Source organism: Micromonospora sp. NPDC005206, from assembly GCF_040608175.1.
In the GTDB taxonomy this organism is placed as follows: Bacteria; Actinomycetota; Actinomycetes; order Mycobacteriales; family Micromonosporaceae; genus Micromonospora.
Genome location: NZ_JBEXHU010000003.1, coordinates 24,617 through 50,436 on the forward strand (window position 1 = coordinate 24,617; position 25,820 = coordinate 50,436).

28 protein-coding genes and 1 tRNA gene are annotated in these 25,820 nt (G+C 72.1%); 15 read left to right on the forward strand and 14 right to left on the reverse strand.

Going from position 1 to position 25,820, the window contains the following annotated elements:
• Nucleotides 1-34: 34 nt before the first annotated feature.
• The 4 genes from ABZU69_RS04230 to ABZU69_RS04245 all read right to left on the reverse strand — a co-directional run bounded on the left by ABZU69_RS04230 (nucleotide 35) and on the right by ABZU69_RS04245 (nucleotide 3,368).
• The gene (locus ABZU69_RS04230) at nucleotides 35-1,432 is read right to left on the reverse strand and encodes a PLP-dependent aminotransferase family protein (RefSeq protein WP_354962980.1); all 1,398 of its coding nucleotides are present in this window, start codon (nucleotides 1,430-1,432) and stop codon (nucleotides 35-37) included.
• A gap of 133 nt (nucleotides 1,433-1,565) precedes the next feature.
• Nucleotides 1,566-2,450: an RNA polymerase sigma factor SigJ gene (sigJ, locus tag ABZU69_RS04235; protein ID WP_354962981.1), complete on the reverse strand. Its 885-nt coding sequence runs from the start codon at nucleotides 2,448-2,450 to the stop codon at nucleotides 1,566-1,568.
• Nucleotides 2,451-2,562: 112 nt separating this feature from the next.
• A complete protein-coding gene (locus ABZU69_RS04240; protein WP_354962982.1) occupies nucleotides 2,563-2,925 on the reverse strand; it encodes a sigma factor in 363 nt (120 codons plus the stop codon).
• Nucleotides 2,925-3,368, reverse strand: coding sequence for a hypothetical protein (locus ABZU69_RS04245; RefSeq protein WP_354962983.1), 444 nt, complete (start codon nucleotides 3,366-3,368; stop codon nucleotides 2,925-2,927). Before ABZU69_RS04245 ends, ABZU69_RS04240 begins: the two co-directional genes overlap by 1 nt.
• A gap of 243 nt (nucleotides 3,369-3,611) precedes the next feature.
• On the opposite strand from ABZU69_RS04245, the gene ABZU69_RS04250 reads away from it, so the two are divergent.
• The 3 genes from ABZU69_RS04250 (at nucleotide 3,612) to ABZU69_RS04260 (ending at nucleotide 5,979) form a co-directional block, all read left to right on the forward strand.
• Nucleotides 3,612-4,241 (forward strand): copper resistance CopC family protein, encoded by a 630-nt coding sequence (locus ABZU69_RS04250; RefSeq protein WP_354962984.1) that lies wholly within the window; start codon nucleotides 3,612-3,614, stop codon nucleotides 4,239-4,241.
• 284 nt (nucleotides 4,242-4,525) lie between these two features.
• The gene (locus tag ABZU69_RS04255) at nucleotides 4,526-4,972 is read left to right on the forward strand and encodes a hypothetical protein (RefSeq protein ID WP_354962985.1); all 447 of its coding nucleotides are present in this window, start codon (nucleotides 4,526-4,528) and stop codon (nucleotides 4,970-4,972) included.
• Between the two features lie 365 nt (nucleotides 4,973-5,337).
• Complete coding sequence (locus tag ABZU69_RS04260) at nucleotides 5,338-5,979, forward strand: hypothetical protein (protein ID WP_354962986.1); 642 nt, start codon at nucleotides 5,338-5,340, stop codon at nucleotides 5,977-5,979.
• A gap of 213 nt (nucleotides 5,980-6,192) precedes the next feature.
• On the opposite strand, the gene ABZU69_RS04265 is transcribed toward ABZU69_RS04260, so the two are convergent.
• Both ABZU69_RS04265 and ABZU69_RS04270 read right to left on the reverse strand, forming a co-directional pair.
• Nucleotides 6,193-6,264: transfer RNA gene (locus ABZU69_RS04265), tRNA-Val, on the reverse strand.
• A 50-nt stretch (nucleotides 6,265-6,314) separates the two neighbouring features.
• Entirely contained in the window at nucleotides 6,315-6,965 is a 651-nt protein-coding gene (locus ABZU69_RS04270; protein WP_354962987.1) for a TIGR02611 family protein, read from the reverse strand.
• Nucleotides 6,966-7,238: 273 nt separating this feature from the next.
• Between ABZU69_RS04270 and ABZU69_RS04275 the strand changes: the two genes are divergently transcribed.
• Nucleotides 7,239-7,670 (forward strand): SsgA family sporulation/cell division regulator, encoded by a 432-nt coding sequence (locus ABZU69_RS04275; protein WP_007457244.1) that lies wholly within the window; start codon nucleotides 7,239-7,241, stop codon nucleotides 7,668-7,670.
• Nucleotides 7,671-7,784: 114 nt separating this feature from the next.
• Here the strand turns inward: ABZU69_RS04275 and ABZU69_RS04280 are convergent, their stop codons facing one another.
• On the reverse strand, nucleotides 7,785-8,561 hold the full coding sequence (locus ABZU69_RS04280) for a glucose 1-dehydrogenase (protein WP_354962988.1): 777 nt from the start codon (nucleotides 8,559-8,561) through the stop codon (nucleotides 7,785-7,787).
• Between the two features lie 227 nt (nucleotides 8,562-8,788).
• Between ABZU69_RS04280 and ABZU69_RS04285 the strand changes: the two genes are divergently transcribed.
• From ABZU69_RS04285 to ABZU69_RS04300, 4 genes are all read left to right on the forward strand, one after another.
• Complete coding sequence (locus tag ABZU69_RS04285) at nucleotides 8,789-9,751, forward strand: AraC family transcriptional regulator (RefSeq protein ID WP_354962989.1); 963 nt, start codon at nucleotides 8,789-8,791, stop codon at nucleotides 9,749-9,751.
• Between the two features lie 7 nt (nucleotides 9,752-9,758).
• Nucleotides 9,759-10,214, forward strand: coding sequence for an Rrf2 family transcriptional regulator (locus ABZU69_RS04290; RefSeq protein ID WP_354962990.1), 456 nt, complete (start codon nucleotides 9,759-9,761; stop codon nucleotides 10,212-10,214).
• Nucleotides 10,214-10,732, forward strand: coding sequence for a GNAT family N-acetyltransferase (locus ABZU69_RS04295; RefSeq protein WP_354962991.1), 519 nt, complete (start codon nucleotides 10,214-10,216; stop codon nucleotides 10,730-10,732). Before ABZU69_RS04290 ends, ABZU69_RS04295 begins: the two co-directional genes overlap by 1 nt.
• A 151-nt stretch (nucleotides 10,733-10,883) precedes the next feature.
• Entirely contained in the window at nucleotides 10,884-11,063 is a 180-nt protein-coding gene (locus tag ABZU69_RS04300; protein ID WP_089016974.1) for a DUF4236 domain-containing protein, read from the forward strand.
• Between the two features lie 93 nt (nucleotides 11,064-11,156).
• Here ABZU69_RS04300 and ABZU69_RS04305 read toward each other — a convergent pair whose 3' ends face one another.
• Complete coding sequence (locus ABZU69_RS04305) at nucleotides 11,157-12,047, reverse strand: hypothetical protein (protein WP_354962992.1); 891 nt, start codon at nucleotides 12,045-12,047, stop codon at nucleotides 11,157-11,159.
• Between the two features lie 24 nt (nucleotides 12,048-12,071).
• The gene (locus ABZU69_RS04310; protein ID WP_074318189.1) at nucleotides 12,072-12,593 is read right to left on the reverse strand and encodes a VOC family protein; all 522 of its coding nucleotides are present in this window, start codon (nucleotides 12,591-12,593) and stop codon (nucleotides 12,072-12,074) included.
• 49 nt (nucleotides 12,594-12,642) lie between these two features.
• Between ABZU69_RS04310 and ABZU69_RS04315 the strand changes: the two genes are divergently transcribed.
• Nucleotides 12,643-13,104: a MarR family transcriptional regulator gene (locus ABZU69_RS04315; protein ID WP_354963300.1), complete on the forward strand. Its 462-nt coding sequence runs from the start codon at nucleotides 12,643-12,645 to the stop codon at nucleotides 13,102-13,104.
• 57 nt (nucleotides 13,105-13,161) lie between these two features.
• Entirely contained in the window at nucleotides 13,162-14,826 is a 1,665-nt protein-coding gene (locus ABZU69_RS04320; protein ID WP_354962993.1) for a tetratricopeptide repeat protein, read from the forward strand.
• A 19-nt stretch (nucleotides 14,827-14,845) separates the two neighbouring features.
• Here ABZU69_RS04320 and ABZU69_RS04325 read toward each other — a convergent pair whose 3' ends face one another.
• Complete coding sequence (locus ABZU69_RS04325; protein ID WP_354963301.1) at nucleotides 14,846-16,210, reverse strand: ATP-binding protein; 1,365 nt, start codon at nucleotides 16,208-16,210, stop codon at nucleotides 14,846-14,848.
• A 173-nt stretch (nucleotides 16,211-16,383) separates the two neighbouring features.
• Nucleotides 16,384-17,040, reverse strand: coding sequence for a response regulator transcription factor (locus ABZU69_RS04330; RefSeq protein WP_354962994.1), 657 nt, complete (start codon nucleotides 17,038-17,040; stop codon nucleotides 16,384-16,386).
• 95 nt (nucleotides 17,041-17,135) lie between these two features.
• On the opposite strand from ABZU69_RS04330, the gene ABZU69_RS04335 reads away from it, so the two are divergent.
• On the forward strand, nucleotides 17,136-18,278 hold the full coding sequence (locus ABZU69_RS04335; protein WP_354962995.1) for a sigma-E factor regulatory protein RseB domain-containing protein: 1,143 nt from the start codon (nucleotides 17,136-17,138) through the stop codon (nucleotides 18,276-18,278).
• 113 nt (nucleotides 18,279-18,391) lie between these two features.
• On the opposite strand, the gene ABZU69_RS04340 is transcribed toward ABZU69_RS04335, so the two are convergent.
• Nucleotides 18,392-19,027 (reverse strand): SGNH/GDSL hydrolase family protein, encoded by a 636-nt coding sequence (locus ABZU69_RS04340; protein WP_354962996.1) that lies wholly within the window; start codon nucleotides 19,025-19,027, stop codon nucleotides 18,392-18,394.
• A 13-nt stretch (nucleotides 19,028-19,040) separates the two neighbouring features.
• On the opposite strand from ABZU69_RS04340, the gene ABZU69_RS04345 reads away from it, so the two are divergent.
• Nucleotides 19,041-19,166, forward strand: a complete 126-nt coding sequence (locus ABZU69_RS04345) for a hypothetical protein (protein WP_354962997.1) — start codon at nucleotides 19,041-19,043, stop codon at nucleotides 19,164-19,166.
• Between the two features lie 9 nt (nucleotides 19,167-19,175).
• Nucleotides 19,176-21,470 carry an ATP-binding domain-containing protein gene (locus ABZU69_RS04350; RefSeq protein ID WP_354962998.1) on the forward strand — a complete coding sequence of 765 codons (2,295 nt, stop codon included), beginning with the start codon at nucleotides 19,176-19,178 and terminating at the stop codon, nucleotides 21,468-21,470.
• 79 nt (nucleotides 21,471-21,549) lie between these two features.
• On the opposite strand, the gene ABZU69_RS04355 is transcribed toward ABZU69_RS04350, so the two are convergent.
• Nucleotides 21,550-21,972, reverse strand: coding sequence for a hypothetical protein (locus ABZU69_RS04355; protein ID WP_354962999.1), 423 nt, complete (start codon nucleotides 21,970-21,972; stop codon nucleotides 21,550-21,552).
• Nucleotides 21,973-22,163: 191 nt separating this feature from the next.
• On the opposite strand from ABZU69_RS04355, the gene ABZU69_RS04360 reads away from it, so the two are divergent.
• On the forward strand, nucleotides 22,164-24,206 hold the full coding sequence (locus ABZU69_RS04360; RefSeq protein WP_354963000.1) for a glycerophosphodiester phosphodiesterase family protein: 2,043 nt from the start codon (nucleotides 22,164-22,166) through the stop codon (nucleotides 24,204-24,206).
• 173 nt (nucleotides 24,207-24,379) lie between these two features.
• A complete protein-coding gene (locus ABZU69_RS04365; RefSeq protein WP_354963001.1) occupies nucleotides 24,380-24,757 on the forward strand; it encodes a hypothetical protein in 378 nt (125 codons plus the stop codon).
• 74 nt (nucleotides 24,758-24,831) lie between these two features.
• On the opposite strand, the gene ABZU69_RS04370 is transcribed toward ABZU69_RS04365, so the two are convergent.
• Nucleotides 24,832-25,785, reverse strand: a complete 954-nt coding sequence (locus tag ABZU69_RS04370; RefSeq protein ID WP_354963002.1) for a sporulation protein — start codon at nucleotides 25,783-25,785, stop codon at nucleotides 24,832-24,834.
• Nucleotides 25,786-25,820 lie beyond the last annotated feature (35 nt).

Genomic DNA, 25,820 nt, shown 5'->3' on the forward strand with positions numbered 1-25,820 from the left:
ACGTAACTCCGCCCGGACCAACGGAATGGACCACTCAGCAACGGGTCTGATGGACCAGTTGGCCAAGTCCGGTCAGCGCCGCCTTCCAGTCGTGTGCTGGCGGCGCCGCGTATCCGAGGATCAGGGCCGCTGCCTGCCGCTCATCCGCCGGATCGTGCCAGTAGCCACTGCTGAACAGGCCCGTCAGGTGCAGGCCTTGGCGGTGTCCGGCCCGGATCAGCCCGCGCTCGTGCGTCGCCGAGGTCAGCGGCAGCAGTGCGTGCACGCCAGCCGCGATGCCCTCCAGTGGGGTGGTGGTCACCTCGGCCAGGCGGTCGGCCAGCTCGGCCCGGCGGCGCCGGTAGGTCAGGCGCATGCGGCGGATGTGTCGGTCGTAGTGGCCCTGCGTGAGCAGGTCGGTCATCGCCAGCTGGTCGATCGACGAGACCGCGGCGCCGGCCTCCAGGATCACGTCAGCAAGGTCGCGGCGCAGGGGCTCGGGAACAACGAACCAGCCCAGGCGCACGCCCGGCGCCAGCGACTTGCTCGTGCTGCCGGCGTACACGATCCGCTCTGGCGCCAGCGCCTGCATCGCGCCGACCGGCCGCTGGTCGTAGCGAAACTCCCCGTCGTAGTCGTCCTCAATCAGGAACGCGTCGTGCTCCCGCGCCCAGGCGATGAACTGGTAGCGGTGCTGCGGGGCGAGCACCACCCCGGTCGGATGCTGGTGCGCCGGGGTGAGCAGCGCGGCCTGGCCCGCCGCCTCGTCCGGGTCGGCTCCGCCCGCGCCGACGGTGAGCGGGGTGACCGTCAGGCCCGCAGCACGGAGCACCATGCGGTGGTGGGCCAGGCCGGGATTCTCGGTGGCGATGGCGCGTACGCCGCGCCTGTGCAGCGCCCGCGCCAGCAGGGACAGACCCTGGGTGAATCCCGCGGTGATCACCACAGCGTCCGGGTCGCAGCGCACCCCGCGAGTACGCGCGAGATACCCGGCCAACGCCGCCCGCAACGCGGGCAGCCCCGTCGGCTCGGGGTAGTCCAGCGTGCCGCGCGACGCCGTCGCCAGCGCCCGGCGGACGCTGCCGGCCCAGGCCGCGCGCGGAAACGAAGCGAGATCAGGAATTCCCGGCCGCAACTCGATGGCCGACCCGGACGCCGTCGACGGCCGTGGTTTCCGCCGCGAGTCGGGCAGATCATGGCGTACGTCCGCGACCCGGGTGCCCGAGCCGGGCGCCGACACCAGCCACCCTTCCGCCACCAGCTGCGCGTACGCCTGCACCACCGTGCCCCGGGCCAGGCCCAGGTCAGTGGCCAGGCTCCGGCTCCCGGGCAGACGCGACCCGGCCCGCAACCGGCCGGTCCGAATGCTCTCTCGTAGCGCACTCTCCAGCGAACGACCCGGGAACCCCGCACCCCGATCGAACTCCAGATGCAGGTCGAGTGACTCCGCCATCCGCCAACGATCCCATCCGTGCGGCCGGCGCGACGTGTCGACGACGACTCAGGCAGTCAGCCAATCGACGGGCAGCCGCCGCTGAACCGCCGCACACTAAATGCGGTCATGTGATTCGCCTCGACACCGACTGTTATCGCTGGAACTGGTTCAGCTTCTGCGGGTTGAGGATGATCAACACTCGTTCGATACCGTCGGGTGAGGCGTCGACGGTGACCAACCCGACGGCGGTTCCTGCCCGCGACAGGAGGATCGCGGCCTGGTTGTTGGATTCGACGATCTCCAACGAGAGGTCGCTCCCGAACTTGCGGACCAGTCCCAGGATGTAACGCGCCACGTTGTCGCGTCCGACGATGGGCACCTGTGCGGCCCGGACGGTGCCGCCGTCGTCGGCGTAGGAAACGGCTGTCTCGGCGAGCAGTTTCTCGAGCTGGGTCAGGTCTCCGGATCGGGCGGCGGTGAGGAATGCACGCAGCAGACGGCCGTGCTCCGCGCGGGCGACCGGACCGCGCCGCTCCTGGGCCAGGTGCATCCGGGCGCGTCGGCCGAGCTGCCGCGCGTTCGCCTCACTGATGCCGAGTACCTCGCCAACCAGCCGGAACGGGTAGTCGAACGCCTCGTGCAGCACGTACACCGCTCGCTCGGCCGGGGTGAGCCGTTCCAACAGGAGCAGCACGGCAAGTTCGAGCGACTCGTTCCGTTCGGCCTGGAACATCGGATCGGCGGACGTGTCGACGGGCTCGGGTAGCCACGGCCCGGGATAGAGCTCGCGGCGGGCGCGAGCCGATGTCGCGGCGTTCAGAGCGACTCGAGAGGTGGTCGTGATCAAGAAGCCGATCGGGTCCCGTACCTGACTGCGATCGGTCTGCTGCCACCGGAGCCAGGCGTCCTGCACGACGTCCTCCGCCTCCGTGACGCTGCCGAGCATCCGGTAGGCGATGCCGAAGAGCCGGGGACGGACCGCGTCGAACACCCCGAGGGCGTCGAGCAGTGTCCCCTCTTTCCCTAGCCCTGCCATGACTGACGCCTCGTCCCTTCTATCCTCGGATGTGCGGATGAGCGCAATCCACTGCCGATATCGCCGCTGTCGCTGAGCACCGGCGCACATGTGGATACCCCGCACGGCCGTACTACAGCGTCGGCGCGTCACGCCAGGCACGCCATCGTCGGGGCACCGGGCCCGCAAGAGTGGGGTGACCTGCTCGGTGGACGGTCTGGCCGTCGGTACGGCGAGGGGCCGATTCAAGTAGATCGACACAGATCCGCACGAGCGTGCCGATGAGCCAGGTGACCGGGCTGTCGATGCTGTCCTGTTCGTCGTCCCGCATCGTGTACCAGCGGACGTATGTTTCCTGTACCGCGTACTCCGCCGCCGCGGCTGAGCCGAGCAGGCGGTGTGCGATGTTCTCGAGGAGGCGTCGTTCGGCGACGACCGCGCAGAACGCGCTGGGTAGCGCGGCCGACCGAGGTGGCCGGCGGGATTCGGGAACCATCACTTCTCCCAGTGGGCGGCCAGAGCCGGCGCGAAGCCGAGCCGAGCCGCTCGGCGGTCACGCAGCACCGTAAGCAGGATGATCACCAGGCCGACGAGCGCCACGGCCGCGTTTCCGGTGGTGAGGAGAATCGCCTCACCGATGGTGGCGTTCTCCATGTTGGCGAGGTGGTAGAAGAAGTGCGGCACCCCGAAGATCGAGTAGGCCGCCGCGGCGGGGATGACGAAGTGGGCCTTGGGTTTGACCGCCGCGATGCCCAGCAGCAACGCGATCGCCAGTGATGCGCTGCCGAAGTCCCGCGCGTAGTGCTCACTGAACGGCGGCGTGAGGTCCACCGTCGGGAAGTTCGTGTAGAAGCTCGCCGGCCAGATCGCGTTCCAGAGCCCGACCATGGCGTTGTCGACGAACAAGATCGCCAATGCGATGCGGATGATGATGGTCACGAGTTGTTGCTCCTTGCGCTGTCCCGGCCCGGCGTCCGAGCTGTCGCCTCAGGGGTGCCAGCCGACGGAGCTGGGCGCGTCGGATGCCCATCGCCGGTGGTGGGCGTGCTGTCACCGGTTCGGACCGAGCAGCTCTCCGATTCGTGACAGGCCGCCGAGCGGCCAGCCCTGCTGTCACGAATCGCGGCGCAGCTCGGTCCCACTTTCGGACGCCGCGGTCGGCGGCGGCGAAGGGAGCATGCCATGTACGGACGTGTCGCCGAGGGCGTGACCGGCGAGCCCGGCACCGGCCGGGCACCTCTCATTCGTCGTACCCTCGGGTTGATCGTCACGGTCGGGCTCGCTGCTGGTCTCCCGCTGGCGGTCGCGCCGACCCCGGTGTTCGCCCACGGCGCGACGCACTCGATCACGCCGGCGGACGGTGCCGCGCTTCCGACTGCCCCGCGCCGGGTTGAGGTGGTGTTCGCCGCCGCGATCACCCCGGACAGCACCGTCACGATCATGGACCGCACGGGAACGGACTGGGCCGGCGGTCGACCGGCCGTCAGAGGCGCGACGTTGGTCCAGCCGGTGGATGCGGGTATGCCCGACGGCGGGTACGAGATCAGCTGGCGAGCAACCGTCACCGATGGACACCCGGTGGCCGGCACGGCCGCGTTCACCGTGGGAGCGGGCGCGGCGGCTGCCGCCGCGGCGAACCCGTTCCGAGCCCGGGTCACCCACGGTGGAGTGGTCGCGTTCTACGCCGCCGCGGGCGTGGCCGTACTCGCTCTCCTTCTCGCGATCATGACGCTTTCACGCGGTGTCTACACCGCCGGCAGGCGTAGCTCGCCGGCCTCGGCGCCGAGCGCGCGTGAGCATTCCACGTTTTAGGCGTTTTGCTGAACTTTGGCCTTGGCGGGAAGTCAGATAGGTAGGACCAACAGTGATGGCACAACGGTTGATGTCCCTTTCGCACCGGCGCCCGGACCGGGCGACGCGCCACTGCAGGGTCGCGGCTGACGTGGATCGGGAGGTAACTCAGTGCGTATCGCGGTAGCCGGCGGGACCGGCTGTGTCGGAATACGCGTCGTCGACACCGTTGGGGCTGCCGGCCACGAGCCCGTCGTCCTCGCCCGACACCCGTCACGCCAGAAGACCGCACCCGAGGCTCTGCGGTGACCGCGCTGATCCGGATCGCCCTAGCCGTTCTCTTCCTCGACGAACTCGTCGTCGGGTTCTGGAACCAGGCCTTTCCCGAGAGCTTCTACAAGAACTTTCCGACCGTCGCCCTCACCCCGCCATTCAGCGAGCACTACGCGCGAGACTTCGGCGGAGCCACCCTCGGCCTCGCCGTCGTCCTCGGCATAGCGTTCGTCGCACCTCGAGCCGTGTTCACCATCCCCGCGGCGGCGGCCTTCTCGACCTTCGCCATACCCCACTTCTTCTACCACGTGACCCACCTCGACCACGCCACCCATGGCGAGGCCGTGTTCCTCACGGCTGCCAATGCCGTCGTCGCCCTGCTCGGCCTTCTCGTCATCGCCCTGACCCTTGTCCGGGACGCCAGGCATCGCCGACGCCACGGCGTCGAACGGCCCCCGAGCGGAGCCGTCAGCGGATAATCGTGTACCTGGTCAGGAGCCGCAGATCGCCATCTCGGCTACAGAGTTCTGCCGTGTCTGGACGTCAGCCGCAGCGCGGCGACGGTGGTGCGCGGAATTGTCTCGGAGATCCACAAATTCGGCGTCTTCGTGCGTCTCAAAGGGTGCGGCTGTCGCTGAAAGCGTTGCAGGAGGACCCGCTGGTCCAGTTCGCGGACCAGGTTGGTGAGGTGCTGTCCGGGCCGGTCGTCAAAGGTGGTGCCGTTCGGTGTCTTCGTCCGCGTCGCGCCGGGGATCGCGGGCCTGCTCCACGGGTCCCCGGGCCGTGTATGTCGCACCGATCAGGCAGTATCTGCAACGTCCCCCAGAACGTGAGGAGTCGGCGCATGGCCAAGAAGGCAACGGTCTACACGTGGACGAGCTCAGTGGGACATCCGCTGGCCATCAGCGTCGAGCCCGCATGTATCGACTGGAGGACGTGGGTCGCCGGGCGGGGGAAGGTTGACCCCGCCGAGCCCTATTTCACCGAGTGGACCACGGTTCGTTCCACCGAACTCATCGAGGATCGTTATGTGCTTAATGCCGGCCCGGACCGGCAGGGCGATCGCGATCGCGACTGGGCATGGGCCGCGCCACAGATTATGCGTGGCGTAGCGCCTGCGAAGGAGTATGTGCTTAAACCGCCCGGGAAACGCACCGCCGAGGCAACCAACACCACAAGCAAATGGTCGTGGACCTTCCTGGACGTGTACGACCTCACGCCCGGCGGTGTCGCCTGGGCTCCATTCAAGTCGGAGCATCCGTTCTATGAGCGGTCGCGTCAGATCGCCGAGGAGGCGAGGGCCTGGCTGGAGGCGGCCCACCCGGAATGGCGGGCGGAGTCCAAGAATCTCGGCATCGAGGCCGACCTGACCCACCAACGGGATAGCGTTTCGCGGACGCAAGCAGCTATCCGCGAAGCGCGCGCGACGATCGGAGAGTCGCGCCGCCGCACGAACGTACTGCAGGCGTTGCGCCCGAAGGTGTAGGCATCGGCAAGCGGCCCGATCGGCGTACTGGGCCCGGTTTCCCCGGTGGCGGCGTCGCACATGAGGGCGGTCAATCGGATCGCCAGCAATGACCCGACCGGGACCGCCACCTCCGCCGCTGCTCCCCAACTGCTCCCAACGTAAGCCGCACATACAGCGAAGCCCGTTACCGGCTACTCCGGTAACGGGCTTCGTACCTGCAAATACTTACGGTGGGCGATGCTGGTATCGAACCAGCGACCTCTTCGGTGTGAACGAAGCGCTCTCCCACTGAGCTAATCGCCCTCAGCGCCACTGACTCTACCCGATCGTGGAACCAGACCGGAAATCCGGGGTCAGTGCGTCGCGAGGTAGTGCATCGCGGCGGCCACCACGTCGATGCCGAGGCTGTACTTGAGTGACAGCCACACCACCACGGCCACGAAGACCAGGCCGACGGAGCCGAGCACGATTCGCACCGGCAGCGACTGGCGTTTCGCCCAGTTGGTCCAGCCGTGCACGTGTCGGCGGGTGAAGCCGAGCAGCCGGCGGGCCCAGTGGTATTCGACGGCCCAGATGCCGAGCCCGGCGATGACCAGCAGCCAGCCCGGCCCGGGTAGCGGGATGAGGGCGATGCCGATGGTCACGACCAACGCCCCGGCGATCGCAATGAAGATCTTGAGGGTGATCCGGCCGGTGGGGTTGGCCCGGATCAGGTCGAGGGTGGTGGAGATCCGCTCCCGCCAGTTGGGGCGCCGCGGCGGGTCCGCCACCACGAGGAGGCCACCGGCACGACCGGCCCCGTCCCGGACGGCACGGCCCGTGCCAACGGCGCCAGAACGGCCCGCTTCTCCGGCACCGGGACGGCCGGGCTCGGACGCCGGCCGACCGGACCGCTCGGGCTGCTCCATTGGCACTGCGTACCCCCGCTTTTCGGCTGCTCGGACCGCGACGTTCGGCGGACCGGACGCCGCTGCCGGATCCACTGAGGATCGCTTCGCGACCATTTCACCCCCCAGTGTCGCTCGGGCCCGTCACTGCAACGGCCGACTGGACGTTACCGGAGTAAGTCGACGACTGAGCCACCCGATGCCGGGCGGGATCACGCACTGGGCAGAACCGGAAATCCTACATGAATCCTCACATTCACGCGGCCTTTCCGTCCCCCTTCCCACCACTGGGTGAAGTCAGCGTATGGCGGAGCGTAGCCAGGAGTAGCACCTGAGTATGGGAAAAGCGGGACACGCGCGTTCCGCAGCGGTGCCGGGGGGAGAACGTCCATGAGTGTCATCCGACCGACGACCGTAGAGGTCGAGACGTCGCTAAGGCTCGTCGCACCTGACGCCACCGCATTGCCGGTGCGTGCCAGTCTGCGTTACGACCCTGCTGACCCGTATGCGGTCCATGTCCTGTTCCATGCCGAATCAGCTGGCGGCGAGGCGGTGAGTTGGTCCTTCGCTCGCGAACTGCTCGTCACCGGCCTAGACGAGCCAGCCGGCATCGGTGATGTGCGGGTCTGGCCCTGGGCCACCCCGCGCGGCGACTTCGTCGCGCTGGCCCTGTCGTCACCGGACGGCAACGCCCTCTTCGAGGTGCCGCGCAGCGTCCTGGTGCGTTTCCTTCGACGGACCTACGTCGTCGTCCCGCGCGGCCGCGAGGCCGAGCACCTGGACGTCGACACGGCGGTGAACCGGCTGCTCGCCGGTCGCTGACCACCGCCCGAACGGGCAACACCGGCCATGACGGGGCCGCGCGGATCTGCCGACCGCGCGGCTCCGGCACACCCCGGGAGTACGCGGGCCTGCCCGCTCCGGGTCGGCCGGTGCTCAGCCGTGCGTGGTGATGCCGCCGTCGACCGGGATGACCGCGCCGGTGAGGTACGCGCCGGCCCGGGAGGAGAGGTAGATGGCCGTGCCGGCCATGTCCTCCGGGCGCCCGATGCGGCCCAGCGGCACCTGCTGCTCGATGCTGGCCCGGCTCGCCGGGTCGTTCAGGGCGAACGCCATCATCTTGCTCTCGAACGGGCCGGGCGCGATCGCGTTGACGGTGATCTGCTCGCCGGCCAAATGGTGGGCCAGGCTGCGGGTGAGCATGTGCACGGCCGCCTTGGTGGCCGAGTACGCGTACACCTCCATCCACGGCACCCGGATGCCGTCGATCGACCCGATGTTGATCACGCGGGCCGGGTCGTCGGCGCTGGCGGCGGCGCGCAGCGCCGGCAGCAGCGCGGTGGTCAGCCGGAAGACGGCCTTGACGTTGACCGCCCAGAGCTTGTCGAACGCGGCCTCCGGGTAGCTTTCCAGCGGGGCGCCCCAGGTCGCGCCGGCATTGTTGACCAGCACGTCGAGGCGGGGGAAGCTCTCCCGCACGGCAGCGGCCAGCGACTCGGCCCCGGCGTCGGCGCCCAGGTCGGCCGGGATCGCCTCGCAGCGCCCCTCGGCGGAGAGTTCCTTGGCGACCGCCTCGCAGACGTCCGCCTTGCGGGACGAGATGATCACCTGCGCGCCGGCCCGGACGAAGCCCTGGGCGATCATCAGACCGATCCCCCGCGACCCGCCGGTGACCAGGACCGTCTTGCCTTCGACCGAGAACAGCTGCGTCATGCCCATCCCATCGCGAGTCGGCGGGTCCGCCGGTCCGGCGGGCGGCCGGCGGGGCGCCGGGCGGACCGGAGACCGGACGGCGCTACCGCCGGGTAACGTAGCCCGGCCGCCGGGACCGCGACAAGCCCGTGGCGGCGCGCCGGATCCGCCGGTGGCCGGGATGCGGTGACCTGCGGTTCGGGCTACCGTCGCAGGCGATGGTCTCCACCGGTCCCCTTCCTGCGGCAATGATCGGAGCGGCGCCACCCGTCCCCGACGAGATCGCCACGTTCGCGCTGGCCGACCTGGCCGGCGACCGGGGCTGGCTCCGTCCGGTGTTCGTCGAGCGGGAGCTGCTGATCCTCACCACCCGTGGGCACGGCGACGCCGAGCTGGATTTCCACCTGCTGCCGTGCCGGCCCGGCACGCTGCTGCGGGTGCGCGCCGGCCAGGTGCTGCGCTGCGCCGGCCCACAGTTCGACGCCACCGTGGTCGGTTGGGATTCCGAGGCGCTGCGCGGTCTCGACGTGGACCCGGACGCGCCGCCGACCTGGCGGCAGCTGGCCGGCGAGGACGAGGACGCCGTGATCAGCGAGGTGAGCCAGCTGGCGGTGGACTGCCAGCGGCACCGCGACACCCCCGCCGGCCGCGCCCTTCTCCGCCACCAGCTCGCCGTGCTGCTGCTGCGGCTGGCGCTGCCCGGCGGGGACCGGTCGGGTGGCCGGCCCGAGGCCGAGACGTTCCACCGGTTCTGCCGCGAGGTGGAGCACGCCTACCAGTACACCCGGCGGGTGGAGGACTACGCCGCCGCCCTCGGCTGCTCGGTACGGACCCTGACGCGGGCCTGCCTGGCCGTCACCGGGCGCAGCGCCAAGCAGGTCATCGACGAGCGGGTCGCGTTGCAGGCCGGACGGCTGCTCGCCGCGACCGACGAGCCGATCGCCCGGATCGGTCGGGACCTGGGCTTCTCCGAACCCACCAACTTCGGCCGCTTCTTCACCCGGGAGATCGGGCTCAGCCCCGGCGCGTTCCGGGCCGCCCGGGACCAGCCGGCCGCCGCCCGGGTGGTCCGGCCCCGGTCACCGGCCGAAGCGGCGACCGCCAATGCCGGCTGGTTCCGCCCCGGTGCCCCCGGCGAGCCGGCCAACGGCGGTCACGCCGCCCCACCCGGACAGCCCGCGGGACCGGGCATCGGCGCCAGCCGGGCATGATGGCAGGGTGCAGATCTCCGCGCGCGGCGACTACGCGGTACGGGCGGCGCTGAGCCTCGCCACCGCGTACCCCTCGCTGCTGTCCACCCAGGCCATCGCCGCGGAGCAGGACATGCCCCGCAAGTTCCTGGAGGCGGTCCTGGCCGATCTGCGCCGGGCCGGCATCGTCCGCGCCCAGCGTGGCGCCGAGGGCGGCTACACGCTCGCCCGTCCGCCGCGCGAGGTGACCGTCGGCGCGGTGCTGCGCGCCGTGGAGGGTCCGCTGGCCGGGGTACGCGGCCTGCGCCCGGAGGAGACCCGGTACGAGGGCGCGGCGGAGAACCTGCCCGGCCTCTGGGTGGCGGTACGCGCCGCGGTCCGTCGGGTGGTCGACGAGGTGAGCCTCGCCGCGATCATCAGCGGTCGGCTGCCGGCCCACGTCCGCAAGCTCACCGCTCTGCCTGACGCCTGGGAGCCCCGCTGATGCCCACGCCCACCCTGCGCACCGACCGTCTGCTGCTGGAGCCCTACCGACCGGCCGACGCCGAGGACTTCGTCGCGCTGCTCGCCGACCCCGAGGTGGGCCGGTTCATGGGCGACGGGCCGATGACCGAGGCGGACGCCGGCGACCTGTTCGGGCGGGTGTTCAGCCGGGTCTACGCCGACGACCTCTTCGACGTGTGGGCGGTCCGTCGGGACGGCCGCTACGTCGGGCACGCCGAGATCAAGCGGACCGACGACGTCGAGGGCCACGAGCTCGTCTACGCGCTCGCCAAGCCGGCGTGGGGTGGCGGCCTGGGCACCGAGCTGGCCACCGCGCTGGTCCGGTACGGCTTCGACCGTCTCGACCTGCCCCGGGTGTACGCCACGGTGGCCGACGCCAACCACGCCTCACTCGGGCTGCTGGCCAAGCTCGGCTTCGTCCACCAGCAGGATGTGACCGAGGAGGACGGCAGCGTCACCCGGGTTCTCGCGCTGGACCGGAACCCCGTCCCGGCCTGAGCCGTCGGGCCGCAGCTCGTCTCCGGAATGGAGACCGCGACGCCGCATCGGGCAACCGTCCATGCCGGACACCGAGTGGGTTTCGGAATTCACCGGTTCGGGAATGTTCGATCTCGACACGGCAGGGAACGGTGACGAGGGGAGTCCTCCGATGGGCCTCATGTTTCGCAAGCGCAAGAAGATCGGTCCGATCATCCTGAACTTCACCGAGAACGGCTTCTCCTCGTGGAGCATCAAGATCGGGCGTTGGTCCTGGAACTCCAGGGCTCGGGCGCACCGGGTCGACCTGCCGGGTCCGCTGTCCTGGAAGCAGGACAAGTCCCGGTCGTAGTGTCCCGGGAGTCGAGCGGGGTGCCGGTGATTCACCGGCACCCCGCTCGGCGTCCGCGGGCGGTCGGACACCGACCGGGGCGGCTGGGCGCGCTCAGCGCGTCGAACTGATGATCTCGTCGCCGGCCAGCCGGCCGGCCTCGCGTTCGCGGCGCACGTCGCCCGCGTCGAGCAGGGCGGTGAGTGCCCGGGTGGCGTCGGAGGCACGGTAGACGGTCGCGGTGAGAGTGTGCCGGCGTAGCTCGGTGACCGGCCGCGGCCCGCCCCGGCGCAGCTCGGCCAGCAGCTCGCGGGCCAGCGGCTCGGGGTCGGGGTCGCCGGCCACGTCGACCGGCGCGCCCGCCGGGTCGGCCGGGTCGGACAGGCGCACGTCGAGGTCCGCGCCGACGGCCCAGAGCGCGTCGCGCACGGCCTCCAGGCTCCGGTCCGATCGGCTGCCGAACGCGATCACGCCCGCCGCCGCACCGTCGGGCAGCACCGGCGCCACCTCGGCGACCAGCGGGAAGCCGGCGCCGACCAGCGCGTCGCGGGTGCCGCTGTCGGCGTGCAGCAACAGCTCCCCCGTGCGGCCGTTGCTCGCGGCGGTGACCAGTTCCGGGGCCACGGCGCCGGGCAGGTCCAGGAAGCAGAACAGCGGAGAGCCGGCGGCGCCGGCCGCCTTCACCGCGACCGGCAGCCGGTCCGGGACGCCCGGCAGCAGGTGCACGGTGACCTCGGCGGGCAGTTCCGCCTCGACCGGGCCGAGCCGGGTCGGCAGCTCAGCGGCGCCGTCGGCCAGCACCAGCACGGTCACCCGCCGGCCGCGCACCTGGTCGGCGTGCCCGGCGACCACCCGCAGCGCGGCCTCGGCGCCGCCGGCGTCGTCACCGGCCCAGGCGAGGGCGATGGTGGCCCGCCTGGAGCGGTGCAGGGCCGCGGGCAGCCAGGTCGTCAACTGGCGGACCAGCAGCTCGCGGAGGAAGTCGGTGGTCCGGTCGGTCGACATCGGTCCGTTCTACCCTACGAGCGGTCAGGCCGGGACGGAGATCCCCACCCCGCCGCGGGTCTGCCCGCCGTAGCGCTGCCGTTCGGCGGCCAGGTCGAGCCGGCCGATCCGCTTGCGGGCGGCCAGCGCGTCGTCGTCGAGCCGGTCGGCCGGGACCAGCCAGACCACCTCGAACTCCAGGCCGTCCGGGTCCTGCCCGTAGAGGCTCTTGGTGGTGCCGTGGTCCGAGGTGCCGACCAGAGCGCCGGCGGCCGAGAGCCGCTCGGCGGTGGCGGCCAGCTCGTCGAGGGTGTCCACCTCCCAGGCCAGGTGGTAGAGCCCGACGGTGGCGCGGCCGGCGGTCGACCGCCCGGCGCCGGCGCCGATCTCGAACAGGCCGAGGTCGTGGTCGTTGGTCGAGTCGGGGGCCTGGAGGAAGGTGGCGCCCCGGAATCCGTCCGGGGTCATCGCCACCGGGCGGAAGCCCAGCACGTCGCGGTAGAAGGCGACGCTACGGGCGAGGTCACTGACGTAGAGGACGGCGTGGTTGAGTCGATGGATTCCCATGGCTCCAGGCTAGCGCGGTTTAGTTGAGCTCTCAACCATTGCGGGTATGATGACGGTCATGACCCGCTGGCTGGACTCCGACGAGCAGCGCACCTGGCGGGCGTTCCTCACCGCCTCCCGCGCGCTGATGGACACGCTCGACCGCGAGCTGCAACGCGACGCGGGGATGCCGCACGCGTACTACGAGATCCTGGTCCGGCTCTCCGAGGCCCCCGACCGGCGACTGCGGATGAGTGACCTGGCCGAGGCGACCGGGTCGTCGCGGAGCCGACTCTCGCACGCCGTGGCCCGGTTGGAGGCGGCCGGCTGGGTGCGCCGCGAGGAGTGCGCCACCGACCGGCGTGGGCAGGTCGCACTGCTCACCGACGCCGGCTTCGCCACCCTCGCCGCTGCCGCCCCCGGCCACGTCGAGGGCGTACGCCGGCACCTGTTCGACGCGTTGAGCCCGGCCCAGGTCGACCAGCTGCGCCGGATCAGCGAGACGCTGGCCGAGCACCTGAGCAGATCCTGACCGATCGACACGGGCGCGGGTCTTGTACTTACCGTCGTCGGATGAGCACGATGGGGCGTGCCCTCCGGCTTCGGCGAACTGACTGATCAGGCGCACCACCTCGTGTCCGCCGGCGACCTGACCGGCGCACAGCGGCTGCTCTCCGACGCGCTCACCGACGCCGACCCGCGCCCGGCCAACGCCACTACCGAGCTGGCCGAGGCCGCCAGCCTCCAGGCGCGGGTGCTGGTCGCGCTCGGCGAGCCGCACTCCGCCCGGGGTTGGGCCGCCTTCGCGTACGCGGCCACCACCCGGTTGCACGGCCGCTCCGACCCGCGCACCGTGGCTGCCGCGGCGACCCTGGCCGCGGTGCTGCACCGGGTCGGCAGCCACTCCCGGGCCGCCCGGCTCTACCAGGAAGTCATCATCGAGCTGACCGCCCAGGACGGCCCGGAGTCGCTGCGGGTGCTCGCCGCGCACGCCGACCTGGCCACCGTCGAGTACGCCCGCGGCCAGTGCACGGTGGCCCGCGACCGGCTCCAGGACGCCTGGGAGCTGCACCGCGAGGTGTACGGCGACGGGCATCCCAGCGGCATCAAGATGCTGGCCCGGCTCGGCGCGATGCAGCGCGACTGTGGGCAGTTCGCCGAGGCGCACGACAACCTGGCGCTGGCCCGCGAGCTGTGCCGACAGCACCTTCCCGCCGACGATCCGCTGGCCGTGCAGGTGGCGGCGCTGGCTCGGGCGGCGGCCAACCCCGATCACGCCTGCGCCGACGAGACGCCCCGGGACAGCCCCGTGGTGCCGGCCGCCCGGGCCCCGTCACACGGGGACGGAGCGGTCGGGTCCGGCTATCACCCACCCGCTCCCCCGCCCCAGCACGCCGATCCGGCGGCCGGCCCTGCCATCGGCGACGATGAGGCGCTGGCCGGCCATGGGGGCGTGGCCGGCGGCGGCGCGGTGCCGAGTCCTCGGTCGCCGGCCGACGAACCGGGTGGGTCGGTGGGCTTCACGTGGCCATCCGATCCGGCGGACGAGCCCGCCCGCCAGTCCACCGACACACCGGTCCCCCCGTCCGTGGTCGGGCTCGCGGGCGGCGCGGAAGAGGCGTCGGGGGTGTACCGGCTGCACCGGCCAGGCGAGCCGTACCAGCCGTCCGAGCCGTACACGCCGCCCGGCGCGTACACGCCGCCGGATCCGTACGCGCCGCTTGAGCCGTACACACCGTCCCGGCTGCTGCCGGTGCCCGTGCACCGGGCACCGGCACCGCGACGCAACCGGCTGGTGCCGGTGCTGGTCGCCGGCGTGGTCGTGGTGCTGCTGGGCACCGCGGCGGTGATCGCCGGGGTGGCGAGGGTCGGCGACGGGGACGACCAGCGTCCCGGCCCGGGCACCGCCTCCCCGACCGGCACGGGCGCGCCGGCCAGCAACAGTGCCTCCCCTTCCGGCGCGGCGCCGCCCACGGCCGCGCCGGGCACCCCACCGGGCGCGGTGGCCCTGCGTGACAACCGGGACAACATCGCCCTGCGCTGGACCTACCCGGCCGGTGGTGAGGGGCCGGTGGTCGTCTCCGCCGGCCGGGCCGGCCAGGGTAAGAACGCCATCGCCACGCTGCCCGCCGGTGCCACCAGCTTCGTCGTCTACGCGCTCAACCGCGCCAACGACTACTGCTTCACGGTGGCCGTCGTCTGGTCCACCGACACCGTGGCCAGCGCCGACGAGGTCTGCACCCGCCGCCACTGAGCGTGCTGAGCCCCGTCGGTCAGCGGCCGGCCCGTGGCTCCTCGTCGGTTGGCAACGCCGGCAGCAGCAGACGTACCCGTAGGCCTTGCTGGTCGTCGCCGTCGGTCAGCGTGATGCTGCCGCCGGCGCGGCGGACCAGCTCCCACACGATGGCCAGGCCGAGGCCAGCCCCACCGTCGTCGCGGGCCCGCCCGTCGTCCAGACGGGTGAACCGGCCGAAGACCCGGTCCCGGTCGGCCACCGGAATCCCCGGGCCGTCGTCGGTCACCGTCACCAGGTGGTACGCGGCCTCCTGGTTCCTGGCCGGTGTCGCCTCCACGGCGAGCAGAACAGCGCCGTACGCGTGCCGGACCGCGTTGTCGACCAGGTTGGCCAACACCCGGCGCAGCTCGTCGGCGTTCGCGACCGTCCACAGCGGGCCGGGCGGCGGCACCACCCGCACCGGCGGCGACGGGTACCGGCCTGCGACCTCGGTCAGCAGGGCGCCCAGCTCCACCGGCCCGGTCCCCCGGGCCGGTGGCGTCTCGTCCAGGCGGGCCAGCAGCAGCAGGTCGTCGACCAGTCGGCTCAGCCGATCGGTGTCGGCGAGCAGGTTGGCGGTCACCGCCGTCCAGTCCGTCCGGCCGGCGAGGCGCTGGGCCACCTCCAGCTCGGTCCGGATGTTGGTCAACGGGCTGCGCAACTCGTGTGCCGCATCGGAGACGAACGCCCGCTGCCGGGCCCGGGCGGACTCCAACCGGCCCAGCATCCCGTTGAGGGTGACCGCCAACCGGTGGATCTCGTCGGCCGAGGCGGGCACCGGCAGTCGCCCGGTCCCGGCCCGCCCGGTGATCTCCTCGGCACCCCGGCGCAGCGCCTCCACCGGCCGCAGGGTCGCGCCCACCACCCGCCAGGCCACTGCGGCCAGCACGGCCACCAGCAGCGGGAACGCCACCAGCAGGATGGTCCGGACCACGTGCGTGCTGTGCCGCACATCGGCCATCGAGCGGGCGACCAGCACGGTGAGCGGGTCGGCCGCGGTGCCGGCCGGTACGGCGACCACCCGGACCGGGCCGGCGAGCCCGACCCGCTCCGCCTGCACCTCCAGCCGCTGCCGGCGGTCACCGTTCAGCCGCTCCGGGCGGACCATCGGGACCAGCCGGTCCGCGTCGATCGAGGCGGCCCGGATCCGCCCCTGTGTGTCGATCACCTGGACGCGGACCTGCCCACCGGCCACCGGCAGCGGGTCGGGCAGCGCGTCCTCGGCGGCGAGCAGGGCGACGGCGTCGGCGGTCCGGAACGCCTCGGTGTCCACGGTGCGCTGGAGCACGTAGCCGAGCGCGCCGAGCAGCACCACCCCGCCGAGGGCCAGCGCCACGGTGAGGCCGAGCACCCCGATCGCCATGAGCCGGCCGCGCAGCCCGAGCACCGGCACCCGGCTGCGCCAGTTCCGGCGGACGCGCCCCGGACCGCCCGAGGTCGCCGGACCGGCGGAGGTCCCCCGGCGGTCGGCGGTCGGCGCGGCGGCCTCAGGCGCGGTCGGCCCACCGGCCGTCAGGTCGGCCGGCACGTGCGTGCTCACGTCGCCAGCCGGTAGCCGGCGCCCCGGACGGTCTCCAACCGGTCCCGGCCGAGCTTGCGACGCAGGTAGCCGACATACACCTCGACCGCGTTCGGCGCGGTCTCCAGGCTGGCGTCCCAGACGTGGTCCAGCAGCTCGATCTTGGAGACCACCTGGCCGGGTCGACGCATCAGGTAGTCCAGCAACGCGAACTCCCGCGCGGTCAGCGTCACCTCGGCGTCGGCCCGGGTCACCCGCCGCCGGGCCGGGTCCAGTCGCAGGTCGCCGACGGCCAGCACCGCCGGGCGTTCCGGCGCGCCCCGGCGCAGCAACGCCCGCAGGCGAGCCAGCAGCACCACGTACGAGAAGGGCTTGGTGAGGTAGTCGTCGGCGCCGCAGTCCAGGCCGTCGGCCTGGTCGTACTCGCCGTCCTTCGCGGAGAGCATCAGCACCGGCAGCCAGTGCTCCTCCGCGCGCAGCCGCCGGACCAGCTCGTAACCGGACAGGCCGGGCAGCATCACGTCGAGGATCATCGCGTCGTACCCGCCGTGCCGGGCGGCGTCCAACCCGGCCGGGCCGGTCGCCGCCACGTCCACCGCGAACCCCTCCGCCTGCAACCCGCGTTGCAGCGCAGCCGCCAACCGGGCCTCGTCCTCCACCACCAGCAACCGCACGACTCAAGGGTGCCACCTGGGTCAAAGCAGGCGGATCGGCGTCCTCAGCGTGTTCACAGCGCCGAGAGGGCAGGATGGTCGGCAGGAGGTACCACATGTCCGTTCTGAGAAGCCGTCCCGTCCTGCGCTGGCTGGTCCCGGCGACCGCCGCCGTCGCCGTCATCGGTGGCGGCGCCGCGATCGGCACGTTCGCCGCCGAGGCCGAACCGAGCCTGCCGCCGCGCACCGCCGCCCAGCTTCTGGTCGACCTGCAGACCTCCCGGCTGGAGGGGCTGTCCGGCACGGTCGTGCAGCGCGCCGACCTCGGCCTGCCGCCGCTGGTCGGGCTGGTCCCCGGCAACGACCTGACCACCCTGTTGACCGGCACGCACACCCTGCGGGTCTGGTACTCCGGCCCGGAGCGGCAGCGGGTGGCGCTGCTGGACACCCTCGGCGAGCAGGACATCATCCGCAACGGCCGGGACGTGTGGAGCTGGGAGAGCCGCGGCAACACCGCCCGCCACGTCACGCTGGGCGACGCCATGGCCGGGGGTCCGGCGCCCGAGGCGGCGCCGAGCCTGCCGGCAACCCCGCAGGAGGCAGCCGACCTGGCGTTGCGCGCGGTCGACCCGAGCACCGAGGTCAGCGTCGGCCGGTCGGCGACCGTCGCCGGGCGGGACGCGTACGAGCTGGTGCTCCAGCCGCGCGACAAGGACTCGCTGGTGCACCAGCTACGGATCGCCATCGACGCCAAGCAGCACGTGCCGCTGCGCTTCGAGGTGCTCGCCACGGGCAGCGACCAGCCGGCGTTCGAGGTGGCCTTCACCCAGGTCGACTACCAACGCCCAGCCGCCGACCAGTTCACCTTCAACCCGCCGCCCGGTGTGACCGTCACCGAGGAGTCGGCCGAGCAGCGGCCCGCGGGCCGGCCCGACCACTCCAAGCCGGCGGGTGATCCGCAGGTACGCGCCGTGGGCACCGGCTGGACCACCGTGCTGGTGGCCCGCCTCGACGGGGCCGTCGGCGGCAAGCCGGCCACCGAGAAGCCGGCCGGCGACAAGCCAGCCCGCGACAAGCCGGCCGGTACGCCGGACGTCGACGTGTCGAAGCTGCTCGGCGGGCTGACGGCGGTCAGTGGTGATTGGGGCAGCGGTCGGCTGCTCGCCGGCAAGCTGTTCAGCGTGCTCCTCACCGACGACGGCCGGGTGCTCGCCGGCGCCGTCACCCCGGAGCGGCTGTACCAGGTCGCCCGCGGCTGATTTACCGGTGTTGTCGCGCCGGGTCGACCCACCGGTCGGCCCGGCGCGCCGTCGTGTCCGGTGGGCGCCGTGGTCGAGCGAAGCGGACCGTCAGCCGGCGCCGGGCGGCGGCGTCAGGGGGTGGCGGTCGCGCCGAGGGCGGTGAGGAACGCGTCGGCGAGCACCGCGTGGCCGGGCAGGTGCGGATGCACCCGATCGTCGGCCCAACGCTTCGCCGGGCTGACCGCGAGCACCCGGTCGAACGCCGCCTGGGTCGGCACGTGCACCGCGTCGAACTCGGTGGCCAGCGCGGCCACCACGGCGCAGTACCGGTCGGTGTCGGCGCGCTGCGGGTCGCCGCGGTCCGCCTCGATCAGGAACGGGTCGCCGAGGATCAGCCGGCAGCCGGTGGCGTCCACCGCACGGCGGAGCAGGTCGCGCAGGGTGCGCTCGTACTCGTCGAGGGGGACGGCCTCGTCGGGCCGGTCGCCGTAGCGCCGCCAGATGTCGTTGATGCCGATCATGACCGAGAGCCAGTCCGGACGCTCGGCGATGGCGTCGTCGTCCCAGCGGGCGGCCAGGTTCCGCACGGTGTCCCCGCTCACACCCCGGTTGATCCACTCCGCGTCCAGCTCGGGGTGGCGGGCGCCGACCAGGGCACGAACGAGGCTGACGTAGCCGGCGCCGTAGGGCGCCGCGGTGTCCCGCCGGCCGCAGTCGGTGATGCTGTCGCCGATGAAGACCACCCGTTGCCCGGTCCGCAGGATCATCCGCCGCCACCTCGTGATCACCGAGCGCGCCGCCCCGGTCAGCGTGGTCGAGGCCGGCGGGACGCGCTATCTTCAACTGTTCGAGGGCACAAAAAAGAACGGCTCAAAAGCCGTTCCTGCAAAGGATTCTAATCTTTAGGGAGACGGCTTGTCAAGGCACTCCGGCGGTTCCGGCGAATTGCCGCTTGACGACGAGATCGGTCGCGAGCAGGAGTACGTCTCGATGCTCTACGACCGGCTGGACGGGCTGCGTGATCAGGCCGCCGAGCGGCTCACCGGCGAGCTGCGCAACACCGGCGGCACCCTGCAGGACCGCTCCCAGCGCGACAGCTCGGTACGGATGTACGCCGACCAGGTCGAGCAGTTCTCCGCCGTGGAGAACGGTCTCTGCTTCGGCCGCCTCGACGGCGACGATGGCGCCCGCCACTACATCGGCCGGATCGGCATCTTCGACACCAGCGGCGATTACGACCCGCTGCTGATGGACTGGCGGGCCCCCGCCGCCCGCCCGTTCTACCTCGCCACCGCCGCCAACCCGCAGGGCGTACGCCGTCGGCGGCACCTGCGTACCCGCCAGCGCAAGGTGACCGGGCTCAACGACGAGGTGCTGGACATCTCCACCGCCGCTCCGGGCGCGCACGAGGAGCTGACCGGTGAGGCGTCGCTGCTCGCCGCGCTCAACGCCGGCCGGACCGGCCGGATGCGCGACATCGTGGAGACCATCCAGGCCGAGCAGGACGGGATCATCCGCGCCGACCTGCCCGGGGTGATGGTGGTCCAGGGCGGCCCGGGCACCGGCAAGACCGCGGTCGCGCTGCACCGGGCGGCGTACCTGCTCTACACACACCGGCGGGAGCTGTCCAGCCGGGGCGTGCTGCTGGTCGGCCCGAACGCGACCTTCCTGCGCTACATCTCCCAGGTGCTGCCCACCCTGGCCGAGACCGGCGTGCTGCTGCGTACCCAGGGAGACCTCTTTCCCGGGGTGAGCGCCCAGCGGACCGAGCCCGCCGAGACCGCCGCCCTCAAGGGCCGGGCGGTGCTCGCCGAGGTGCTGGCGCGGGCCGTACGGGACCGGCAGTGGGTGCCGGACGAGCCGCTGGAGATCGAGGTGGAGCGGGAGGCGCTGACCCTCGACCCGGAGACCGTGCGCACCGCCCGGGACCGGGTGCGCCGCGCGGACCGGCCGCACAACCTGGCCCGGGCGCTCTTCGACGTGGAGATCGTGCACGCGCTCGCCGACCAGGTGGCCGAGCGGATCGGCGCCGACCCGCTGGGCGGGGACAACCTGCTCGACGAGGCCGACCGCGCCGAGATCCGCCGGGAGCTGCGCGACGAACCGGAGATCCGGGCCGCCCTCGGCCGGCTCTGGCCGGTGCTGACCCCGCAGCGCCTGCTCGCCGACCTGTACGCCGACCCGGACCGGATCGCCGCCGCCGCGCCGATGCTCACCGACGACGAACGGGCCCTGCTGCACCGCGAGCCGGGTGGCTGGACGCCGGCCGACGTGCCGCTGCTGGACGAGGCCGCCGAGCTGCTCGGCGAGGACGAGCGGGCCGCCGCCGCCCGGCGGGACCGGATCCGCAGGATGGAACGGGAGTACGCCGAGGGCGTGCTGGAGATCGCCCGGGGCTCCCGGTCGATCGACGTCGAGGACGAGGCCGAAGGTGGTGAGATCCTCGGCGTCACCGACCTGATCGACGCGGACCGGCTGCTGGAGCGGCAGGAGGAGGCCGACCGGCTGACCACCGCGCAGCGCGCCGCCGCCGACCGGAAGTGGGCGTTCGGCCACGTCATCGTGGACGAGGCGCAGGAACTGTCACCGATGGCCTGGCGGCTGCTGATGCGCCGCTGCCCGAGCCGGTCGATGACGATCGTCGGGGACGTGGCGCAAACCGGCGCGCTCACCGGCACACCCTCCTGGGCCGATGCTCTCGCGCCGTACGTGGCGCAGCGGTGGCGGTTGACCGAGTTGACGGTCAGCTACCGCACCCCGGCCGAGATCATGGCGGTTGCCGCCGACGTGCTGGCCGAGATCGACCCGGCACTGCGGCCGCCGCGCTCGGTGCGGGAGAGCGGCGTACCGCCGTGGGACCGGACGGTGCCGGACGAGCAGTTGGCCGCGGAGTTGGTGGCGGCGGCCACCCGGGAGGCGGCCCGGCTGGCCGAGGGCCGGCTCGGCGTGATCGTGCCGGCCGGCCGGGTGGACGCGCTGGGCGCGACGGTGACCGCGGCGTTGCCGGAGGCCGCGGTGGGCGAGCATCCGGAGCTGGAGAGCCGGGTGGTGGTGCTGACCGTCGCGCAGGCCAAGGGGTTGGAGTTCGACTCGGTGCTGGTGGTCGATCCGGACCGGATGGTGGCCGAGTCGCCGCGCGGGCGCAGCGACCTGTACGTGGCTCTCACCCGCGCCACCCAACGCCTGGGCATCCTGCGCCCGAGCAGCTGACCGGCGTACCCCGGAAACCGCAACGCCCCCGCCGAGTGGTCGCTCGGCGGGGGCGGCGGTGCGAACTCGCTCGACAGGGTCAGTCGCCGACGGACCTGTCCCTGATGGACTTGCCCGGACCGGTCGCGGACGTGGACTGGTCGCTGGTGCCGCCGCCCATCGGGGTGCTCAGACCGCCGGTGGTGGCGTCGCCGGTCGCCGTCGGGGCCACCTTGCCCCGGTGCCGCTCCGGCTGCCGGGCCACCCGGCGAACGCTCGCCGGACCGGCGGTGCCACCGGTGGTGGTCACCGCGCCCTGCCCCCCGACGGGGCCGCCGTCGCGCAGCACCTGCGGATCGACCCGCACCTTCGCCGGATCGTCCGGGTCGTCCTGCTGAATCATCCGCTCCACATCGGTGCGCGGCACCGTCACCTCGTCGACGGCGCCCTTGCCGTACACGCCACCTGCGATCCGGTCCTCGGCCTGGCGGGCGGCGTCCTGCCGCATGTCGTCCTCACGCACGTCCATCACCTCGCAGAAGCTGTGGAACTGACTGCGTGCCCGACGGCCGGCCGGTCAAACCCGCCGAGGCCCGGAGGTCGTCCACCCCGGTTCACCGTCGCGCCGTCCGCCGGCCGCCTGCCGGCTGTCCACGATGCCCATGCTGTCCGGCGACCGGTGGGAGACGCCCACCGGCGGGAGGGGATGACAGCGTGCGCAGAGTACGCCGTACCGCCGTCGCGGCCCTGGTGGCCGCGACGGTGACGACCGGGCTCGCGGTGCCCGCCCAGGCGAAGCCGCGACCGGACCGGACATTCGACGTGCAGGCCCACCGCGGGGGCCTCGGGCTGCGGGTGGAGAACACCCTCGCCTCCTTCGGCAACGCCCTCCAGCTCGGGGTGAGCACCCTCGAACTGGACGTGCAGATCACCGAGGACGGTCAGGCCGTGGTCACCCACGACCGGAAGGTCACCGGCACCAAGTGCGTCGACACCACCCCGGTGTCGCCCGGTGACCCGGAGTTCCCGTACGTCGGGAAGTACATCAACACGCTCACCCTGGCCCAGGTGCGCACCCTCGACTGCGGTTCGAAGACGCTGGCGGACAAGCCCGGCCAGCTCGCCGTGCCGGGTGCCCGGATGCCGCTACTGCGTGAGGTGTTCGCCCTGGTCAACCGCTATCGGGCGAAGGACGTCAAGCTCAACGTCGAGACCAAGGTGGAGGCCGGCGCGCCGAGCGAGACCGCGCCCCGCGAGCAGTTCGTCCGGGTCACCGCGGCCGAGATCCGCGCCGCCGGGCTGCTCAAGCAGGTCACCATCCAGAGTTTCGACTGGGGCGCGCTGATGCGCATGCGCCAGGTCGAGCCGAAGCTCCCGCTGGTCGCCCTGACCAACTACGACTTCCTGCAGACCGGCCAGCCGGGCGCCTCGCCGTGGCTCGGCGGGCTGGACATCGACGACTTCGGCGGCAACCCGATCAAGGCGATCCGCAGCTTCGGCGCCAGCGCCTTCTCCCCGGTACACGGCTTCCCGCAGAACGGCACGGTCACCGACCCGGGCTACAAGCCGTACGTGACCCGGGAGATGGTCGCCGAGGCGCACCGCTACGGGATCAAGGTGATCCCGTGGACGGTCGACGACCTGCCGACCATGACCAAGCTCATCGACGACGGCGTGGACGGCATCATCACCGACTACCCGGACCGGCTGCGCGCCCTGCTGGCGCAGCGCGGCTACCGGCTGCCGAAGGCGTACGCGGCGCCGTTCGACATCCAGGCGCACCGGGGCGGTCGGGCCACCCGGCCGGAGAACACCCTGCCGGCCTTCGCGAACGCGCTGGCCAACCGGGCCATCTCCACGCTGGAGCTGGACACCGGGGTGACCGCCGACGGCAAGCTCGTGGTGCTGCACGACCGCACGGTCAACGGCTCGCACTGCGTCGACACCGCCCCGGTGCGCCCCGGTGACCCTTCGTTCCCGTACGTCGGCAAGCCGGTGCACGAGCTGACCCTGGCGCAGCTCAAGACCGTCGACTGCGGCACGAAGACACTGCCCGAACTGCCCGCTCAGGTGCCCGCGCCGGGTGCCCGGATTCCCACGCTGGACGAGGTCTTCGCCCTGGTGAAGGCGAGTGGCCGCAGTGACATCGGGATGAACATCGAGACGAAGATCAGCCCGGTGGTGAACGACACCGAGCCGTACCGCAGCTTCACCCGCAAGCTGGTCGGCGCGATCCAGCGGGCCGGCTTCACCGACCGGGCCACCATCCAGTCGTTCGACTGGCGCACCATCACCTACGCCCGGCAGCTCGACCGCCGGATCGGCACGGTCGGCCTGGTCTGGCAGTACGGCCCGGCCGAGTGCACCACCCTCGCGGACGAGTGCTCGCTCGAGGCGGTGTACGGCGACCCGTCGGTGAAGAGCCCGTGGACCGATGGGCTGGACTGGTGGAAGTCCCAGGACCTCGGCAAGCTGACCCGGGCCGCGGGCGCCGGCACGGTGTCGGCGAACTGGCAGGTGCACGACCCGCACCAGGGCACGGTCGCCTCGCCCGACTGGTACCTGCGGGAGAACCCGGCATACTTCCACGGACCGGACGTACGGACGCTTCAGACGCGGTACGACCTGAAGGTGATCCCGTACACCGTCGACGACGCGCGGGTGATGCAGCGGGTCATCGACCTCGGTGTCGACGGCATCATCACCGACGACCCGGATCTGCTGGTGAGCGTCGCGGTCCGCAACGGCCTGCGCTGACCGCACCCGACCGCCGGCCGGGATCTTTTTGGCCGGCGGTCGGGTGTTACCTGCTCAGGGGGCTCGGGTAGTCGGGGGATGTCCCCGCCTGAACACGAACCGTGCCGTGGCCGAAACGCGGTAGCGGGGCGAGGGAATGCAGGTACGACTCATCGCATCCTGAGGAGGACCAGATGAGCACGCAGGCTGCTTCCACCCGGCCGATGAACCGGCCGACGTCGGACGTCCAGAACCCGGCGTCGATGCAGAACACGCAGACCAGGCAGATGCCGGTCATGCAGGACGGGCGCCGGAACGACATGCAGGCACCCGGTACGGAGACCAAGCAGGCGTTCAAGACCACCGAGTTCTGGATCTACCTGATCGCGGTGGCCGGCGTACTGGTCGCCTCGCAGGTAGTCGGGAAGAACTCCGCCGGGGTGGACATCTTCCGCGCCAACAACGCCTGGTTCCTGATCACCCTGCTGACGCTGGGCTACCTCGGTAGCCGTGGACTGGCCAAGGCCGGCAGCAACCACCGCAGCAGCGAGGAGCGCAAGGCCCGGCACTGACCGGGTACGCGGTAGCACTACGCGCAGTGGCCTCCGGGAGGAATCTCCCGGAGGCCACTGTCGCGTCTGGACGACTACTCGCCGAAGTCGCCGCCGAAGTCACCCTCGAAGGCGTCCTCGATCATCTCGCCGGCGATCATGCCGCCGGCCACGCCGAGCGCCGCGCCGGCCACCATTCCGCCCATCCCGTGCCCCCGGCCGTGCCCGTGCCCGTGCCCGTGACCCGGCCCGAAGCCCTGGGAGCGCAGACTGCCGTAGCGGGAGGTGGTCTCGCGCAGCCAGCCGTCGACCACCTGCGCCCAGTCGACCCGGTCGACGTCGGCGTGCGACACCTGGTACCGGCCGAACGCGTCGTGCCCGGCGCTGAGGAAGCCGCCACGCTTGTCGCACTCCAGGATCACGTCCACCCCGCGCTGGCTGGTCACGAAGGTCAGCTCGACCTCCCGGATCGTGCTGGCGTACTGCGGCGACGCGAAGAACTCGATCTCCTGGTAGAACGGCAGCGTCTGCTGGACGCCCCGGATGTGACCGCGCTCCAGGTCGGCGTGCTTGAACTGGAAGCCGAGCCGCTGGAACGCCTCCAGGATCCGCTCGTGCACCGGCAGCGGGTGCACCGCCACCTGGTCCAGGTCGCTCTTGTCCACGGCGCGGGCCACGGCCAGCTCGGTGCGCAGGCCCATGGTCATGCCGTGCAGGCGCTGGCCGTACACGTCGGTGATCGGGGTTTCCCACGGCACCGGCAGCTGGAACGGCAGCGAGAGCTGCTGCTTCGGCGCGAGCTGGAGTGGGCCGCTGACGGCCATGCGGTGAAACTCCATGGTGCCCGCGTACTCGGTGTCGTGTCCCTCGACCTCGACCCGGGTGACCAGGCCGATCACCACCTGCTCGATGGCCGCCGGGCTGTCACCGCCGACGAGGTTGACCTGCCCGTCGAGGGTCAGGCCAGGCCGGGTGTTGGGGTTGGTCAGCACGGTGTCCACGCTGGGACCGCCGACACCGAACGCGCTCAACATCTTCTTGAAGACCATCGGAACTCCTGTGCGACAGCCGACCGCTCCACCAT